Source organism: Cupriavidus sp. C3SS-1 (genome assembly GCF_057073755.1).
The window spans coordinates 219,649-235,384 of sequence record NZ_CP172701.1 but is presented as its reverse complement, the minus strand read 5'-3'; the positions used below and the strand labels follow the sequence as shown (position 1 = coordinate 235,384).

The 15,736-nt window shown below is 64.4% G+C and carries 15 protein-coding genes; 10 read left to right on the top strand and 5 right to left on the bottom strand.

Annotated features, from left to right (window positions below; all coding sequences use genetic code 11):
• Positions 1–108: 108 nt before the first annotated feature.
• Positions 109–681: an N-acetyltransferase family protein gene (locus ACIGJC_RS29595; protein ID WP_483715198.1), complete on the top strand. Its 573-nt coding sequence runs from the start codon at positions 109–111 to the stop codon at positions 679–681.
• A gap of 536 nt (positions 682–1,217) precedes the next feature.
• On the opposite strand, the gene ACIGJC_RS29590 is transcribed toward ACIGJC_RS29595, so the two are convergent.
• Positions 1,218–2,609: an aminotransferase-like domain-containing protein gene (locus tag ACIGJC_RS29590; RefSeq protein ID WP_483715103.1), complete on the bottom strand. Its 1,392-nt coding sequence runs from the start codon at positions 2,607–2,609 to the stop codon at positions 1,218–1,220.
• 384 nt (positions 2,610–2,993) lie between these two features.
• Here ACIGJC_RS29590 and ACIGJC_RS29585 point away from each other — a divergent pair, with 384 nt between their 5' ends.
• The 9 genes from ACIGJC_RS29585 to scpA are packed head-to-tail and all read left to right on the top strand — an operon-like array spanning position 2,994 to position 11,718.
• A complete protein-coding gene (locus ACIGJC_RS29585) occupies positions 2,994–3,476 on the top strand; it encodes an MSMEG_0572/Sll0783 family nitrogen starvation response protein (protein WP_483715102.1) in 483 nt (160 codons plus the stop codon).
• Between the two features lie 20 nt (positions 3,477–3,496).
• The gene (locus ACIGJC_RS29580) at positions 3,497–4,513 is read left to right on the top strand and encodes a Nit6803 family nitrilase (RefSeq protein WP_483715100.1); all 1,017 of its coding nucleotides are present in this window, start codon (positions 3,497–3,499) and stop codon (positions 4,511–4,513) included.
• Positions 4,506–5,585 carry an MSMEG_0568 family radical SAM protein gene (locus tag ACIGJC_RS29575; protein WP_483715197.1) on the top strand — a complete coding sequence of 360 codons (1,080 nt, stop codon included), beginning with the start codon at positions 4,506–4,508 and terminating at the stop codon, positions 5,583–5,585. Before ACIGJC_RS29580 ends, ACIGJC_RS29575 begins: the two co-directional genes overlap by 8 nt.
• The gene (locus tag ACIGJC_RS29570) at positions 5,582–6,136 is read left to right on the top strand and encodes an MSMEG_0567/Sll0786 family nitrogen starvation N-acetyltransferase (RefSeq protein WP_483715098.1); all 555 of its coding nucleotides are present in this window, start codon (positions 5,582–5,584) and stop codon (positions 6,134–6,136) included. The genes ACIGJC_RS29575 and ACIGJC_RS29570 overlap by 4 nt, the downstream gene beginning before the upstream one ends.
• Complete coding sequence (locus ACIGJC_RS29565; RefSeq protein ID WP_483715097.1) at positions 6,133–7,149, top strand: sll0787 family AIR synthase-like protein; 1,017 nt, start codon at positions 6,133–6,135, stop codon at positions 7,147–7,149. Before ACIGJC_RS29570 ends, ACIGJC_RS29565 begins: the two co-directional genes overlap by 4 nt.
• A 3-nt stretch (positions 7,150–7,152) precedes the next feature.
• Positions 7,153–7,440 carry an MSMEG_0570 family nitrogen starvation response protein gene (locus ACIGJC_RS29560; protein WP_483715096.1) on the top strand — a complete coding sequence of 96 codons (288 nt, stop codon included), beginning with the start codon at positions 7,153–7,155 and terminating at the stop codon, positions 7,438–7,440.
• A 57-nt stretch (positions 7,441–7,497) separates the two neighbouring features.
• Entirely contained in the window at positions 7,498–8,781 is a 1,284-nt protein-coding gene (locus ACIGJC_RS29555; RefSeq protein ID WP_483715095.1) for an MSMEG_0569 family flavin-dependent oxidoreductase, read from the top strand.
• 1 nt (position 8,782) lies between these two features.
• On the top strand, positions 8,783–9,622 hold the full coding sequence (locus ACIGJC_RS29550) for a Pnap_2097 family protein (RefSeq protein ID WP_483715094.1): 840 nt from the start codon (positions 8,783–8,785) through the stop codon (positions 9,620–9,622).
• Positions 9,619–11,718, top strand: a complete 2,100-nt coding sequence (scpA, locus tag ACIGJC_RS29545) for a methylmalonyl-CoA mutase (RefSeq protein WP_483715092.1) — start codon at positions 9,619–9,621, stop codon at positions 11,716–11,718. Before ACIGJC_RS29550 ends, scpA begins: the two co-directional genes overlap by 4 nt.
• Before the next feature lie 562 nt (positions 11,719–12,280).
• Here the strand turns inward: scpA and ACIGJC_RS29540 are convergent.
• From ACIGJC_RS29540 to cyoB, 4 genes are all read right to left on the bottom strand, one after another.
• Complete coding sequence (locus tag ACIGJC_RS29540) at positions 12,281–12,571, bottom strand: hypothetical protein (protein WP_483715091.1); 291 nt, start codon at positions 12,569–12,571, stop codon at positions 12,281–12,283.
• Between the two features lie 164 nt (positions 12,572–12,735).
• The gene (gene cyoD / locus ACIGJC_RS29535; RefSeq protein ID WP_483715090.1) at positions 12,736–13,113 is read right to left on the bottom strand and encodes a cytochrome o ubiquinol oxidase subunit IV; all 378 of its coding nucleotides are present in this window, start codon (positions 13,111–13,113) and stop codon (positions 12,736–12,738) included.
• Entirely contained in the window at positions 13,110–13,754 is a 645-nt protein-coding gene (gene cyoC, locus ACIGJC_RS29530; protein ID WP_483715089.1) for a cytochrome o ubiquinol oxidase subunit III, read from the bottom strand. Before cyoC ends, cyoD begins: the two co-directional genes overlap by 4 nt.
• A 4-nt stretch (positions 13,755–13,758) precedes the next feature.
• Positions 13,759–15,735, bottom strand: coding sequence for a cytochrome o ubiquinol oxidase subunit I (gene cyoB / locus ACIGJC_RS29525; RefSeq protein WP_483715088.1), 1,977 nt, complete (start codon positions 15,733–15,735; stop codon positions 13,759–13,761).
• Between the last annotated feature and the right edge of the window lies 1 nt (position 15,736).

Here is a 15,736-nt window from a genome sequence, read left to right as displayed (position 1 = left end):
ACGGCCATGCCCGGCCCGCTGTCGCATTTGCGAATGATCTTGCAATCCTATTGGCCGATGGTCGCCGCAATGCGGCAGAATCCAGAAATCGCCTTCCCGAGCCTCCCTATGGCCCACATCGACCTTCAGCCCATCGCCGCCCCCTACGACGAAGCCTTCGCCGACACAATCGCCACCATCCACACTTTTAGCTGGCAGCACACCTACGCCGGCCTATTGCCGGCGGACTACTTGATGCATCAGGCGTTGGCCGAGCGCCGCGCCACTTGGCGCGCCCGCCTGCTCGAAGGTGCGGCACCGCTGGAGATTTCGCTGGCCCGCGTAGATGGCGCGCCCGCGGGCTTCAGTTGCCTCACGCCGGCGTCGGAGCCGGAATACGGCGTCTACCTCGACAACCTGCACGTCCTCCCCGCCTTCCAGGGCTATGGCCTTGGCAAGCGACTGCTGGCACAGTGCGCCGCGCGCGTCACCGATGCCTGGCCAGGGCGGCCGCTTTTCCTTTATGTGCTCGACGGCAATACGCTGGCGCGCGACTTCTACCGGCGCATCGGCGGCAACGAATCGGCCCCATTCAACGACACCTTCCCTGGCGCGAACGTCATCCTGCCGACGCGACGCGTGACGTGGACGGATGTTTCGGCGCTAGTAGCACGACTGGCCCCGCGCCAGACGCAGGGCTAGCTGCTGCAATTACCGGGCCCAGTCGCTTTTCAGGGGCTGGCCGTCGTCTACGCGGGGCGATGAGTTTTCTGCGGGCACTACGGTGTATTTCAGCAGTCTCCTAGGCGGTGCATCGCCGGCCGGCCGAGTGGCGGCCCTGGCGTCGGTCCCACTACAAAACGTGCGGGAAGACATATGGAAATTCGCATTCCAGGGGGCGCTCGTCGCGCACAAAGGCGGGCGGGGAGGCGAATCTCTACCGCTGCGGCAGAATCAGTGATGAATCATTTGATCAACGCCGCCTGTCCAAACGACAGAAGATGCGGTAGTCTATCAACGGTACGTGCACTACCTTCTCCAGGCGCGGGTCGATGGCAAGCTGGAGGAGCAATTGATCTGTAAGTACCCACACGTTCGGTCGCCGTCGATCCAACTGAGCAAACAGCCGGCCGCATCCCCAACACCTCCTTCCAGTCCCACGAATGACGAAGTTCAACACTTGCGGCTTTGCTGGGCGCTGACGGGACCGCGTGGGTATGCGTCAGGCATAGCCTGGGCTACAGCATGGCCGAATGCAGATGGTGCGCATCATCAAGCGTATCCGCGACGATCTGCAGCGATTCCTCGATTTCGTCCGCATCGCTGGGCCCGCCAAGGCAAAGACGGATCGCATCGGGCGGGTTGCCATCCGTCGAGAAGGCCGCGCTCGAGACGGCGCCAATGCCGCGTGAACGCAGGTGCAAGGCCAGTTCAGACGGGCGCCAGGCATTGCCGGCGCCCAGATCCAGCCAGAGGTGGAAACCCTCCGGATCGGCGGTGTAAGTGCGGCCGGCCAGCACGCGCGTGGCGATGGCCTGGCGTGCGGTATTTTCCTGCCGGACTGAGGCAAGCATCTCATCGGCCGTGCCGTCCTTGATCCAGGCCGTGGCCAACAAACTGGTGAACGGGCTGGCCATCACGGTGGTGGCGCGCAACGTGCCTGCCAGGCGCTGGCTTTGCCTGGCTGAGGGCGAATGGACGAACGCCGTGCGCAAGCCGGCGCCGAAGCATTTCGACAGGCCGGTCATGTAGTAGGTCAGTTCCGGGGCAAGCGCTGCAAAGGTATCCGGGGTGCGCCGGGGCAGCAAGCCATAGGCATCGTCCTCGATGATCGGCACGTTATAGCGTAGCGCGATGTCGGCGAGGATCTCGCGGCGTCCTTGGGGCATCGTGCGCGTGCTCGGGTTCTGGATGGTGGGGTTGCAATAAAGCGCTGCGGGCTTGTGTGCCTTGCAGAAGTTCTCGAAAGCGCTGCCGATCATGCCATCCTCGTCGCCTGGGAGTGCCTGCAGCTGAACCCCCAGCTGCGCAGCAATGGCTTTGATACCCGGATAAGCCAGTGCCTCAACGCACAGCGTCTGTCCGCCGCGCGCCAATTGCGACAGCAGGGCGACGAGCGCGCTGTGGATGCCCGGGCAGATGAGCAGCCTTTCGCTGGCTGCCGTCGGTACGAGCCGGCGCAGCCAGCCCGTCACGGCCGCACGGTCGGCCGGCGTGCCGCCGAAATCCTGATAGCGCAGCAGCGTGTACGGATCCGTCCCGGCGAGCAGTGCCGCCGACGATTCGCGCAGCCGCGTTGCCAGCGCAGGTGGCTCCGGTGGCATGTTCATTGTCATTTCGGCGCTAGTGCCGGCGCGTAGCGGCACAGCCGGCGCCCGGCCGCGCACATAGGTGCCGCTGCCGGCCTTGGCATCGACCAGCCCGCGCTTGCGCGCCTCGCCGTAGGCGCGTGCGACGGTGGTGTAGTTCAGGTCCAGCGCCTCGGCCAGGTCGCGCAAGCCGGGCAGCCGGTCACGCGCCTGCAGGCGCCCGTCGGCAAGTGCCTCCTCGATCAGGTCGGGAATAGTGAGGTAGGCGGGCTTGGGGCTGTCTGCAATGCGCTTTGCCCAATGACTGGTCAGGCCGGACAAGATTCTCTCCAAACGGTGTCGCGCCGTCGCGGCGCCGCGCTAATGAATGCATGGTGCGTGCCAGTTTGATTGCATCTGAACGGCTGCATGATGGTGCGCAGGCCGCCTGGCCGCACCATCTAAATGCGGTGTGTAGCGGCGTGCGACGCGATTCTGGTGCAATCGTCAGGCGCCCTTTGGTTGCGATTAAGCCATGCGCGCCATGCGATCAATGATGCGATCGATCGCATGGCGGCTGCTTGATCGGGCATTGATCGGAGGGGTGAATCCGGTCGATGGCATATCGGTTGCACAACCTGGACCGTCGGCGACAGCGCCGGCCCGGGGTGGCGGATAGCGCCGCACCGGCTTGTCCAAACCGCAACCCACTCACTGGAGTACAGCATGCCCGCAGTCAACAAACCTGCCCACCAGGATGGCGATTTCCTAGTCGATTTCGAAGAGAAGGTGTTCGAGGACGTCAAGGCAGAACCCGGAGACAAGGCGCTGGTGACCTTTCATACCGTCGCCTTCGAGGGATCGATCGGTTTCGTCAACCTGTTGCAGGCCACGCGGCTGCAGCGCAAGGGGTTTGACACCAGCATCCTGCTGTACGGCCCGGGCGTCACCCTTGGCCTGCAGCGCGGCTTCCCGCGCCTGGGCGACGAAGCCTTTGCCGGCCACCTGAACTTCAACAAGCAACTGCGCAAGTTCATGGACGAGGGCGGCAAGGTCTATGCCTGCCGCTTCGCGCTGCAGGCCCTCTATGGCCATGGCGAAGCGTCGCTCATCGAAGGCATCCGCCCGATCAATCCGCTCGATGTGCTGGACCTGAAGCTCATCCACCGCAAGGAGAACGCATTGATCATCGACACCTGGACCGTCTGATCCAGCGCAGGGGTATCGCCATGTCACAGAAACGCATTGTCCGCGCCGCGGCGGTCCAGATCTCGCCGGACCTGGAAAGCGGCGAGGGAACCCTGGCCAAGGTGCTCGAAGCCATCGACAAGGCCGCGCGCGAGGGCGTGCAGCTGATCGTCTTCCCGGAAACGTTCGTGCCGTACTACCCGTACTTCTCGTTCGTGCGCCCGCCGGTGCAATCCGGAAGCGATCATCTGCGCCTGTACGAGCAGGCCGTGACGATACCCGGCCCCGTGACGCTGGCCGTCGCCGAACAGGCGAGGCAACATGGCATGGTGGTCGTGCTCGGCGTCAATGAGCGCGACCACGGCAGCCTGTACAACACGCAGCTGATCTTCGACACGGAGGGGCGGCTTGCCGTCAAGCGGCGCAAGCTGACGCCAACCTTCCATGAACGCATGATCTGGGGACAGGGCGATGCGGCAGGCCTCAAGGTGGCGCAGACCGCCATCGGCCGTGTCGGCGCGCTCGCATGCTGGGAGCACTACAACCCGCTCGCGCGCTACGCGCTGATGACGCAGCATGAAGAGATCCATTGCAGCCAGTTTCCAGGCTCGCTGGTCGGTCCCATCTTTGCCGACCAGATCGAGGCAACGATTCGCCATCACGCGCTGGAGGCCGGCTGCTTCGTGGTCAATGCGACGGGCTGGCTCACCGATACGCAGATCGCCTCGGTGACGGCCGATCCCGCGCTGCAGAAGGCGCTGCGCGGCGGCTGCAACACGGCGATCGTCTCGCCGGAGGGGCAGCATCTCGCGCCGCCGCTGCGCGAAGGCGAGGGGATGGTGATCGCCGACCTCGACATGGGCCTCATCACCAAGCGCAAACGCATGATGGACTCGGTGGGCCACTATGCGCGCCCCGAGCTGCTCAGCCTGGCCATCAACGACCGGCCCGCGGCCACGGTGTCGGCCATGGACGAATTTCCTCTTCCCACTTATCGGAGCCCCGATCATGCAAGCCAGCGAGACGATGTCGGCCTCGAGCCGGCAATTGATGACTGAGCTGCAGTCCATTGGACTGCGGCTGGAAGATCCGCACGCGGGCGCCCAGAGCCGGCGCGGCGGCGCGGGGCCATCCGACCACAAGGCGGTGACCATCGATGGCGTGACCATCATGGTACCCGTGCATACCAGCACCGCGTGGAATTCGCCCTTCGTCGCCTCGGCGCCGGATGGCAGCGGCCGCAGTGCGCTCAAGCGCGGCGCCATTCCGATCGCCGATATCAGCTTCCCGAAAGCGCCGCGCTTCTACGGCCTGCAGACGCTGGACGGCATTCCCTATGCGCAGATCGCGACGCTGCATGGCGCCGATGTGCTGGCGACGACCGTCCTGCAGACCTGCATCCGCTACGAGAGCCGGCGCAAGACCTGCAAGTTCTGCGCAATCGGGCAGTCGCTGGCGGCCGGCCGCACCATCGCCAGGAAGACCCCGGAGCAGCTTGCCGAGGTCGCCCGCGCGGCGGTGCTGCTCGATCACGTCAAGCACATGGTCCTCACGACCGGCACGCCGCCGACGCCCGATCGCGGCGCCAGCATCCTTTGCGACAGTGCGTTTGCGATCCGGGCGGCGGTCGACCTGCCGATCCAGGGACAGTGCGAGCCGCCGGATGACGACCGTTGGTTTGCGCGCATGCGCGCCGCGGGGATCGACAGCCTCGGCATGCACCTGGAGGTGGTCACGCCTGCCGTGCGCGAACGGATCATGCCCGGCAAGGCATCCGTGCCGCTGTCGCGCTATATGGACGCGTTCGAGGCTGCCGTGGGCGTGTTCGGCCGCGGACAGGTGAGCACCTATATCCTCGCCGGGCTTGGCGACACGGCCGAATCCATTCTCGCCATCTCGCGCCGGCTGGTGGACATGGGCGTGTACCCGTTCGTGGTGCCGTTCGTGCCGATCTCCGGGACCCCGCTGGAAGACCACCCCGCACCGACGCCAGCGTTCATGCGCGAGATCCTGGCGCCGCTGGGCGCAATGGCCGCGGCGGCCGGCATGCGCTCGGCCGATATCAAGGCCGGCTGCGGCAAGTGCGGGGCGTGTTCGTCGCTGTCCGCATACGAAGGGGTGCCGTCATGAGCCGCGATCTTTGCGTCGAGGTCCCTGCGATTCCGGTGTACCGGATCCGCTGGGCGGATACGCGTCGCGAAAAGGATGCAGCTTTTGGACTGCGCCGCGCCGTGTTCTGTGAAGAGCAGCAGCTCTTTGCTGGTGACGACCGTGATGCCATCGACGACGTGGCGCAGTTGCTGGTGGCGCTAAGGGATGATCCGGACCTGCCGGCCAAGCCAGGCGAGGTCGTCGGCACCGTGCGTATCCACGAAAGCGAGCCCGGCGTCTGGTATGGCTCGCGCCTGGCGGTGGCGGCACCGTACCGCCGGCAGGGGCGCATCGGCGCGACCCTGATCCGCCTGGCCGTGAGCAGCGCCCACGCGCTTGGCTGCCGGCGCTTCCTGGCCCATGTGCAGAGCCAGAACGTGCCGCTGTTCCGCCGGCTGCACTGGACCACGCTGCAGGAGGAAGTGCTGTTGGGCCGGTCCCATCACCTGATGGAGGCAGACCTGAATTACTACCCGCCTTGCCACACGCCTCTGTCCGGACTGGTCATCGAGGAAAGGAGGGCATCATGAGCGCGGCGGAACTGGCGAGGGTCTTGCGGGCTGGTCGCGGCTTCGGCCACAAGACCGATATCGCGGGCATGCTGTCGGTGTTCAGGCATGCGCTGCCGGCCGGACAGGGCGCGGAAGACCGAGGCATCGCACTGGGGGATGACTGTGCCGCGATTCCGGACGGTGACGGACACCTGCTGTTCGCGATCGAAGGCATGGTTGGCGAGTTCCTGCGCACCATGCCTTGGTTCGCTGGCTATAGCGCAGTGATGGTGAACGTCAGCGACATCTATGCAATGGGCGGCCGGCCGCTGGCGGTAGTCGATGCGATCTGGAGCGATGGCATCGACGGCGCGGCCGAAGTCATCCGGGGCATGGCTGCCGCATCGGTCGCCTATGGCGTGCCGGTCGTCGGGGGGCATAGCAATGCCAGGAGTGACGGCGCGCAACTGGCCGTGGGCATTCTGGGCCGGGCGCGCCGGCTGCTGTCGAGCTTCGCGGCGCGTCCCGGCCAGCACCTGCTGATGGCCGTGGACCTGCGGGGTGCCTTTGAGGAACCTTATCCCTACTGGAACGCGTCCACCAGCGCGCCAGCCGAACGGCTGCGCGCCGATCTGGAGATCCTTCCCGCGCTGGCCGAGGCCGGATTGTGCGCGGCCGCCAAGGACATCAGCATGGCGGGCATCGCGGGCACGGCATTGATGTTGATGGAGTGCTCGCGCGTCGGCGGACGGATCGACCTCGATGCCGTGCCAATGCCTCCAGATGTGCCGTTGCTCCGTTGGCTGAGCGCTTTCCCAAGCTATGGGTTCCTGCTCGCGGTGGACGAAGGCCATGTTGCGGAAGTCACGGCGTGTTTCCAGGCGCGCGACATCGCGTGCGCGTCCATCGGCCAGTTCGACGGCACCACGCGCGTGTCGATCACGCACAAGGGCGAGTCGGCCTTTCTGTGGGACTTTGCCAAGGCCGCCTTCATCCTGCCTGAACAGGCAGCGGGTTTCGAAGAGCCGGAATCCGTCACGCTGGGAGCGTAAGCCATGCCTGTTACCCATTTCCGGATCCGCTGGCCGGATCAGAGCGAAGCGGTTTGCTATTCGCCGTCATCGGTGGTGACGGCGCATCTCGACGCGGGCCGCACCTATCCGCTCGCGGAGTTTGTCAACCTGACCCGCGTGGCGCTGGCCGAGGCGTCCGACCGCGTGCGCTCGAAGTATGGCTACGCGTGCTCGTCCGCCATGGACCAGTTGCAGGCCATTGAAGAGGTCGCGGCAAGATTCCACGACCAGCCGGATGCCACCGTGCAGGTGATCGGCTTCGGTCATTAGCAAGCATTTACGGCTGCCACCGTGGCCGAACCTCAATCGCATCAAGGAAACCACGCCATGACACGCAACAGCATCGATACCCCCATTAACGCGGAACTGCGTCATCTCCCGGTGATCGTGGTAGGGGGCGGCCAGGCCGGCCTGTCCGTCAGCTACTACCTGAAGCAGGCCGGGATCGAACACCTGCTGCTGGAAAAGCACACGCTCACCCATACCTGGCGCACACAGCGCTGGGACGCCTTCTGCCTGGTCACGCCGAACTGGCAATGCGCGCTGCCGGGGCATCCGTACCGCGGAGACGATCCGCACGGCTTCATGAGGAAGGATGAGATCATCGCGTACCTGGACGGGTTCATCCAGTCCGTCGCGGCACCGGTGCTCGAACATACCGCGGTGCTGAGCGTCAAGCCGAGGCCGCAGGGCGGGTACCTCGTCACGACCAGCCGGGGCGTCTTCAGCGCCGACCAGGTGGTCGTCGCATCCGGCGGCTACCACACGCCGATCGTGCCGCGCATGGCCGAGCGCCTGCCCGCTTCGATCCGCCAGATCCAGTCGGCCGATTACCGGAACCCGCAAGACCTGCCGGAAGGCGCTGTGCTGGTAGTGGGGTCCGGGCAGTCGGGCGCCCAGATTGCCGAAGACCTGCATCTGGCCGGCCGCGAGGTCGTTCTGGCGGTCGGGGAAGCGCCCCGCTGCGCGCGGTTCTATCGCGGCCGCGACGTGGTCGACTGGCTCGCCGACATGAAGTACTACGACCTGCCTGTCACCGAGCATCCGCTGCGCGAAGGTGTGCGCGACAACACCAACCACTATGTGACCGGCCGCGATGGCGGCCGCGATATTGACCTGCGCAAGTTTGCCACCGAAGGCATGCAGTTGTACGGCGTGCTGGAAGACTACCGCGACGGGCAACTGCGTTTCGCGCCGGACCTGCGCCAAAGCCTTGACGATGCCGATACGACCTACAACCGCATCAACGCAAGCATCGACAACTTCATTGCCGAGCGCGGCATCGACGCGCCGCCGGCCAGTATCTATGCGCCGGTATGGACGCCAGAGGCGGAACGCACCACACTCGATCCCCGTACGGCGGGGATCAGCACCATCATCTGGAGCATCGGGTTCCGGCCCGACTTCAGCTGGCTGGAGGTCCCGGTCTTCAACGGCCGCGGCTATCCGGGCCACGAGCGTGGCGTGACTGCGCATGCCGGCCTGTATTTCCTTGGCCTGCCGTGGCTGCACACGTGGGGGTCGGGGCGCTTCTCGGGCATCGCGCGCGATGCAGAGTACCTGGCCGGGCTGATCGCCGCATACGGGCCCGACGCCGCACTGGCAGCGTGAAATGGAGGCCGTCCGCTCGCACCATATCGCTGGTATGCCGCAACTGGCGTACACCGGCCTGTCGGAAACCTGGTTGCTGAAGACCTGCGGCGACCTGCACTGGCGCCAGTTGGCTGCGGGCTGCGGCCTGGCAGCGCCGGACTTCCGTAACGACGAGGGCAATCCTGTCTATGCCGCCTTCACCGCCGTACGCGTACGTGATGCCGTGCTGGAGAGGATCGGCGAGCATGGCACCTTCACGCTGGATTCGGCCGGGTTGCCGGCAGGCGGCGTGAAGCGCCTCAGCCAGCATGCCGTGGCATCGCTGGACGGGACTCACTGCGCCACTGTCACCATGCTGTCGACCTTTATCCGGCGCACGCGCGAGCGGGACAATCGCTCCGTGGTTCGCGCGATGCCGTCCGTGGCAACTGGCTGGAATAACGCGGCATCCACAACCGATGCGGCGGAGCTGTCGCAGTTGGCACGTCGCTTTCGCAGTGGGGATTGGGGTACGCATCTCGGCTTGCGCCAGCAGCAGGATGGCATTAACCATGTCGTTGATTTCCTGCCATGTCCCTACAACGACTTCAACGGCGCCGACCTGATGTACTTCGCCAGCTTCCAGGCGATGGTGGACCGCGCCGAGTGGCAATGGCGCACCCATGCGGAGCCGCCAGCCGTGGCCGCGCGGGACCTGTTCTTCCATGGCAACGTCAATGTCGGCGAGGCACTGGAGCTGACCTTCGCGGCCCTGCGCGAAGACGAGTCGGGACTGGCGCACTGGTGCGAGGTCCGGCGCGCAGCCGATGGCGAGAAGATCGCGGATATCGTGACCCGCAAGCGCTGGAGGCAACGATGAGCCAGGAGTGGAATGAGCCGCGCTTCGGCGTAGAGCTGAAACCCGTCTACGGCCAGGAGGACGTTGTCGGCCTGAGCCACCTCGGCGGCATGCCTGGCGAGGCGCCATTCGTACGCGGGCCTTACCCGACCATGTACCGGCAGCGCCCGTGGACCATCCGGCAGTACGCCGGGTATGGTGACGCCGCGACGTCGAACCTGGCGTATCGCGAGGCCCTGAGGCAAGGGGCGCAGGGCCTGTCGGTCGCGTTCGACCTGCCAACCCATCGCGGCTACGATTCGGACGATCCGGAGGTGGCGGCCGACGTCGGCATGGCTGGGGTGGCGATCGACTCGGTCGACGACATGCGGCGCCTGTTTCACGGCATACCCCTGCATCGGGTCTCTGTGTCGATGACCATGAGCGGGGCGGTTCTGCCAATCCTGGCGGCGTTCCTGGTCGTGGCTGAGGAAGCTGGCATTCCGTACGCCCGGCTGCGTGGCACCATCCAGAACGACATCCTGAAGGAGTTCATGGTCCGGAACACCTGGATCCATGCTCCGGAGCCGTCGCTACGCATTGCGGCGGATGTGGCCGACTGGCTCGCCAGGCATGCGCCAAAATTCCACGGCATGTCGATTTCCGGCTACCACTTCCGGGAAGCCGGGGCGGATCCGGCGCTGGAACTGGCCCTGACGCTGGCTAACGCGCGGACCTATGTCGATGCGCTGCGCGCTCGGGGTCTCGATGTCGATGCCTTCTGTGGTGGGCTGAGCTTCTTCTTCGGCGTCGGCAAACAGTTCTACAACGAGATTGCCAAGCTGCGCGCCGCCCGGCTCTTGTGGCACGACATTGTCCGTGCACGAGGCGGCACCACTGCCCAGGCTACGGCGATGCGCATGCACTGCCAGACATCGGGCTGGACGCTGGCGGCGCAGGCACCGCATAACAATATTGCCCGTACCACGATCGAGGGCATGGCCGCGATCTTTGGCGGCACGCAGTCGCTGCACACCAACGGCTTTGACGAGGCGCTGGCGCTGCCCAGCGTCGAAGCCTCGCGCATCGCGCGTGACACGCAATTGATCCTGCAGCACGAATTCAGCCTTTGCGACGTTGCGGATCCGTGGGCCGGTTCCTACCTGATCGAGTCATTAACGGGGCGCATGGCTGATACCGTCCGTTCGATCCTCGCAGAGATGGATGCTCATGGGGGCGTGCTCAAGGCGCTGGAATCAGGCTGGGTGCAGCAGCGCATCCACCGCAATGCCCTGCGGACACAAGCGCGGATCGATGCGGGAGAGGAGGTCGTGGTGGGCGTCAATCGTTTCCAGGCCGACGAAGAAGCGCCGCCAGCGTTCCTGGAAATCGATGGAGGCCGCGTTCGCGCCGAGCAGGCGACTCGACTCGCGGCATTGCGGGCAAGTCGGGACGAGCACACAGTCCAGCAGGCGCTGGGCGCACTGGCGGAAGCTGCGCGACGGGGCGGCAGGAACTTGCTGGACTGCGCCATTGATGCCATGCGCTGCCGGGCGGCGGTCGGCGAATGCACGCGCGCCTTGCTTGATGTCTGGCCGCGTTACGCAGCGCAACCGGTCTACGACAAAGTACACTACGGTGCTACCCGCGCCGGGAGTCCGAACTGGGCGGCGGCTTGCGACCAGGTCAGGCGGCTGAGCGCGACACTTGGACGCGCACCGCGAATCCTGGTGGCAAAGCTCGGGCAGGATGGGCACGATCGCGGCGCGAAGGCTGTCGCCGCCGCCCTCAGCGATGCCGGGTTCCTGGTCCGGCTTACGCCATTGTTCCAGTCGGCTGACGCCATTGCGGCGCAAGCGTGCGATGGCGACTTCGATGCCATCGGCATTTCGACGCTCGGCGGTGCACATCTTGCCCAGGTTTCCATGTTGTTCAAGGCCCTTCGCCAGGGCGGGGATACCGTGCCGGTATTTGTCGGCGGGATTGTTCCAGCGCCGCATAGGCGCACTTTGCAGTTGGCAGGTGTCCGTGGCATCTATGGTCCAGGGACGCCATTGGAGCGAATCGTTACAGAGATCGTGATGGTGCTGACAGCGCAACACGATAAAGGGCATGCGGTCGCGGCAGGGCACCGGTGACCACGGCGGCTTAGCTGAGCAGGCCGGAAGCAGTGCCGGTACGCAATGAGCGGTGATCTCATGGGGATGCCCCCACATCGTCCACACCATATTTGGACTGCCGTCAGGCCAAATCCGTCCCTCCAGGTTCCCAGGCGCACCAATGGTCAACTTGCCAACTTGCCGGGAAGGATGGACAGAGCCGCGACGCGGTGTGCGGTAGAAGCATGCGTCGCACCTGATATAGGATTCGATCGATGGTCAGGGCGTTGTGCTGGTGCGGCGCTCACTAGCCATGCAGGAAGTCGTCAATGGGCGCCTCGTCCGCTTGTTCGACATTGATCCGGCTAGCCCGTAAGCCTATTGGTTTATCTGCCCCCAACCTTTGCTGGAGGCATTCAGGGTCCGGGCGCTGCGCGGGGCTACATGAGGAAGCCCAGCAGTTTCGGGCGATGTACGCGCAAAGGCCAAACGCTGTGGGGAGAGCGGGTAAGGTAACGCGGCAAGCAAGGACGGGGCGCAGCCACGAAGCCTGGAATGGCCGGGGTCGAGTGCGAGCTCGAGGTGGAGCCGGTGGTGGAAGTCAGCGTTTGACGAACGGGGAAGATGGAATTGGCATGCGAGACACGCGGAGGGCCCTGTATTCGTCCCATAGTTTCAGCAGAATCGACTCTGAAGGCGGTGTGGATTCGAAGCCGGCAACGTTCTTGAATACGTGAAGAATGCAGTGTCTGAACGAAGCCAGATCTGTCGGCCCTTTCGGTGAGGCGAGGGCGATGTCGATAATCGTATGCAGTTGCTCACTCGACAGCTCGGCGATGGCAGACCACAAGTCGCCGGGCTTGGCATAAGACTGGGCGGGTTGAATGGGCATTTCTCGTTTGCAGGGTGAGGAAGCTCTCGATATCGGCTGGCAGGGCCATGGCTACGTTGCTACGACGACGAGAACCTCGCCAAGGTGCCCAACGCTGCTTTTCGGGCAAGCGCTGGGCAGCCGAACTGCTGGCTCCGTCCATGGCGGCAATCGCGGGCGTCGCGTTAGTCTTTTGCCCGTGCTCGTTCGATGGACATGTCGGTCGGCATCATGTTGATATTGGCGTTGTGCATCACCCATAGTGATCCGGCCACGACAATGGCGATCAAGAAGGCGGTGCAGGCGAAGATGGCGCTATTCCCACGCCGGCCGGGGCTGGTGCCGAGATGTAGGAAGTAGATAAGTTGCACCAGTAGCTGCGCGACGCAAAGGCCCACGATCAGTGCGATCGCGACATGCGTCTGCAAGGTGCCTGTCATCACGGCGGAGAACGACGCCACGGTTAGCGCGACCGACAGCAGCAGGCCGACGGTGTAGCTGCGCACACTGCCATGCGTGGCAGCCTCGTCCGCGTGCACGGAATGAAGATGGGACGGCTTCATGCAAACTCCCGCAGGTAGACGAAGGTGAAGACGCAGATCCAGACCAGGTCCAGGAAATGCCAGAACAGGCTCAGGCAAGCGAGGCGGCGACGCACGATGTCATCCAGCCCGAAACGCTGAATCTGGTGGATCATCACGGCAAGCCAGAGCAGGCCGGACGTGACATGAAGCCCGTGCGTCCCGACCAGCGTGAAGAAGGCAGACAGATAGGCGCTGACGCCGGGACCCGCTCCCTCGTGCAGCAGATGGGAAAACTCGTAAACCTCCATGGCGATGAACAGCGCGCCAAGGACGAACGTCGCCATCAGCCACCGGACCATCCGCGGCGCGGCATTGGCGTCCTGCCTGAGCATGGCCATGCCAAAGGTGTAGCTGCTGAGCAGGAGCACCATGGTTTCGGCAAACACGAACGACAGTTCGAACAATTGCCGGCCGCCGGGGCCGCCTGCCGTGTTCGCGGACAGCACGCCGAAGGTGGCGAACAGCACCGCGAAGATCAGGCAGTCGCTCATCAGGTAGAGCCAGAAGCCAAGCGGTGTATGCGAGCCGGCGTCGTGATGCGGGTGCGCCGCTGAATGTGCCGGGTGGTGTGCCGCCTCGGGCACGGGACGGCGCAGGGTAGGGGATAGCGTCGGGTTCATGATGTCAGGCAGCTTCCTGCAGTTGTGCGTAGCGCGCGCGCTCGATCCGCTCGACTTCGGCGGCGGAGACGTAGTAGTCAACGTCCCGGTCATAGCTGCGAAGGATGAAGGTAGCGATTGCGCCGACCAGGCCGGCGATGGCGAGCAGCCACATATGCCAGACCAGTGCGAAGCACAGCAGCAGCCCGAATGCGGAAACGATGAACCCAGCCGAGGTGTTGCGCGGCATGTGGATGTCCTCATAGCGGGCTGGCTGACGCCATGCACGTCCGGCTTCCTTGTCGTCCCAGTGTTGCTCCAGAGACGTGATATGCGGCACATGAGCGAAGTTGTAGAACGGGGCGGGAGAAGCCGTCGACCATTCCAGGCTGCGACCATCCCACGGGTCCCCTGTCAGGTCCCGATTCTTATTGCGATCGCGGATGCTGACAGCAAACTGCACAATCATGGCCAGGATGCCGGCGCCGATCACGAAGGCACCAATCAGCGCAACCACCAGGTAGGGGTGCCAGTCGACGTTGGCATAGTGGTTCATCCGCCGGGTCATGCCCTTGAAGCCCAGTACGTAGAGCGGCATGAATGCCAGGAAGAAGCCGGTCAGCCAGCACCAGAACGACACCTTGCCCCAGAACTCATTGAGCTTGAAGCCGAACACCTTGGGGAACCAGAAGCTGATCGCGGCAAGGCAGCCAAAGAGCACACCGCCGATGATCACGTTATGGAAATGGGCTACCAGGAACAGGCTGTTGTGCAGCACGAAGTCGGCGCCCGGCACGGCCAGCAGCACGCCCGTCATGCCGCCTACGGCAAAGGTCACCATAAAGCCGATGGTCCACATCGTCGAGGTGTGGAAGCGGATCCGGCCCCGGTACATGGTGAACAGCCAGTTGAACAGTTTCACCCCTGTGGGAATCGAGATGATGGAGGTCATGATGCCGAAGAAGGCATTGACGTTCGCGCCCGAGCCCATGGTAAAGAAATGGTGCAGCCAGACGAAGAACGACAGCACGCCGATCGAGGAGGTGGCGTACACCATCGACTTGTAGCCGAACAGCGGTTTGCGCGAGAACGTCGCAATGATCTCGGAGAAGGCCCCGAACGCCGGCAGGATCAGGACGTAGACCTCCGGGTGGCCCCAGACCCAGATCAGGTTCACGTACATCATGGCGTTGCCGCCGAGCTCATTGGTGAAGAAATGCATGCCGAGATAGCGGTCGGCCGTGAGCAGGGCAAGCGTAGCGGTCAGTACCGGAAAGATCGCGACGATCAGGATGTTGGTGATCAGGGCGGTCCAGGTAAAGACCGGCATCTTCATCAGGTTCAGGCCCGGCGCGCGCATGCGCAGAATGGTGACGATGAAGTTGATGCCCGTCAGCGTGGTGCCAAGCCCGGATATCTGCAGCGACCAGATGTAGTAATCGACGCCAGGCGTCGGGCTGTAGCCGAGTTCGGACAAGGGCGGATAGGCCACCCAGCCGGTGGCCGCGAAGTCGCCGATAAACATCGACAGCATCACCAGCACCGCGCCCATCGCCGACATCCAGAAGCTCAGCGAGTTGACGAACGGAAAGGCGACGTCGCGCGCACCGATCTGCAGCGGCACGATGACGTTCATCAGCCCCAGCACCAGAGGCGTGGCCACGAAGAAGATCATGATCACGCCGTGGGCCGTGAAGACCTGGTCGTAGTGATGCGGGGGCAGGTATCCGGCGGCATCGCCATACGCGATGGCCTGCTGCGCACGCATCATGATGGCATCGGCAAAGCCGCGCAGCAGCATGACCAGCGCCAGGATGATATACATGACGCCGACCTTCTTATGGTCGACGGAGCAGATCCATTCGTTCCACAGGTACTTCCACTTGCCGAAGTAGGTGATGGCGCCCATCAGTGCCGTGCCCAGCACGATTACGGCTGCCAGCGTCCCCATGATGATCGGCTCATGAGTGGGGATGGCTTCAAGGTTGAGTTTTCCAAGCATC

Bases quoted from the DNA above. Each gene is read 5' to 3' on its own strand.
- cyoC (WP_483715089.1), bottom strand. From the start codon at position 13,754: ATGAACCCGACGCTATCCCCTACCCTGCGCCGTCCCGTGCCCGAGGCG.
- ACIGJC_RS29570 (WP_483715098.1), top strand. From the start codon at position 5,582: ATGAGCCGCGATCTTTGCGTCGAGGTCCCTGCGATTCCGGTGTACCGG.
- ACIGJC_RS29555 (WP_483715095.1), top strand. From the start codon at position 7,498: ATGACACGCAACAGCATCGATACCCCCATTAACGCGGAACTGCGTCAT.
- ACIGJC_RS29550 (WP_483715094.1), top strand. From the start codon at position 8,783: ATGGAGGCCGTCCGCTCGCACCATATCGCTGGTATGCCGCAACTGGCG.
- ACIGJC_RS29595 (WP_483715198.1), top strand. From the start codon at position 109: ATGGCCCACATCGACCTTCAGCCCATCGCCGCCCCCTACGACGAAGCC.
- cyoB (WP_483715088.1), bottom strand. From the start codon at position 15,735: ATGCTTGGAAAACTCAACCTTGAAGCCATCCCCACTCATGAGCCGATC.
- cyoD (WP_483715090.1), bottom strand. From the start codon at position 13,113: ATGAAGCCGTCCCATCTTCATTCCGTGCACGCGGACGAGGCTGCCACG.
- ACIGJC_RS29540 (WP_483715091.1), bottom strand. From the start codon at position 12,571: ATGCCCATTCAACCCGCCCAGTCTTATGCCAAGCCCGGCGACTTGTGG.
- ACIGJC_RS29585 (WP_483715102.1), top strand. From the start codon at position 2,994: ATGCCCGCAGTCAACAAACCTGCCCACCAGGATGGCGATTTCCTAGTC.
- scpA (WP_483715092.1), top strand. From the start codon at position 9,619: ATGAGCCAGGAGTGGAATGAGCCGCGCTTCGGCGTAGAGCTGAAACCC.
- ACIGJC_RS29560 (WP_483715096.1), top strand. From the start codon at position 7,153: ATGCCTGTTACCCATTTCCGGATCCGCTGGCCGGATCAGAGCGAAGCG.
- ACIGJC_RS29565 (WP_483715097.1), top strand. From the start codon at position 6,133: ATGAGCGCGGCGGAACTGGCGAGGGTCTTGCGGGCTGGTCGCGGCTTC.
- ACIGJC_RS29580 (WP_483715100.1), top strand. From the start codon at position 3,497: ATGTCACAGAAACGCATTGTCCGCGCCGCGGCGGTCCAGATCTCGCCG.
- ACIGJC_RS29575 (WP_483715197.1), top strand. From the start codon at position 4,506: ATGACTGAGCTGCAGTCCATTGGACTGCGGCTGGAAGATCCGCACGCG.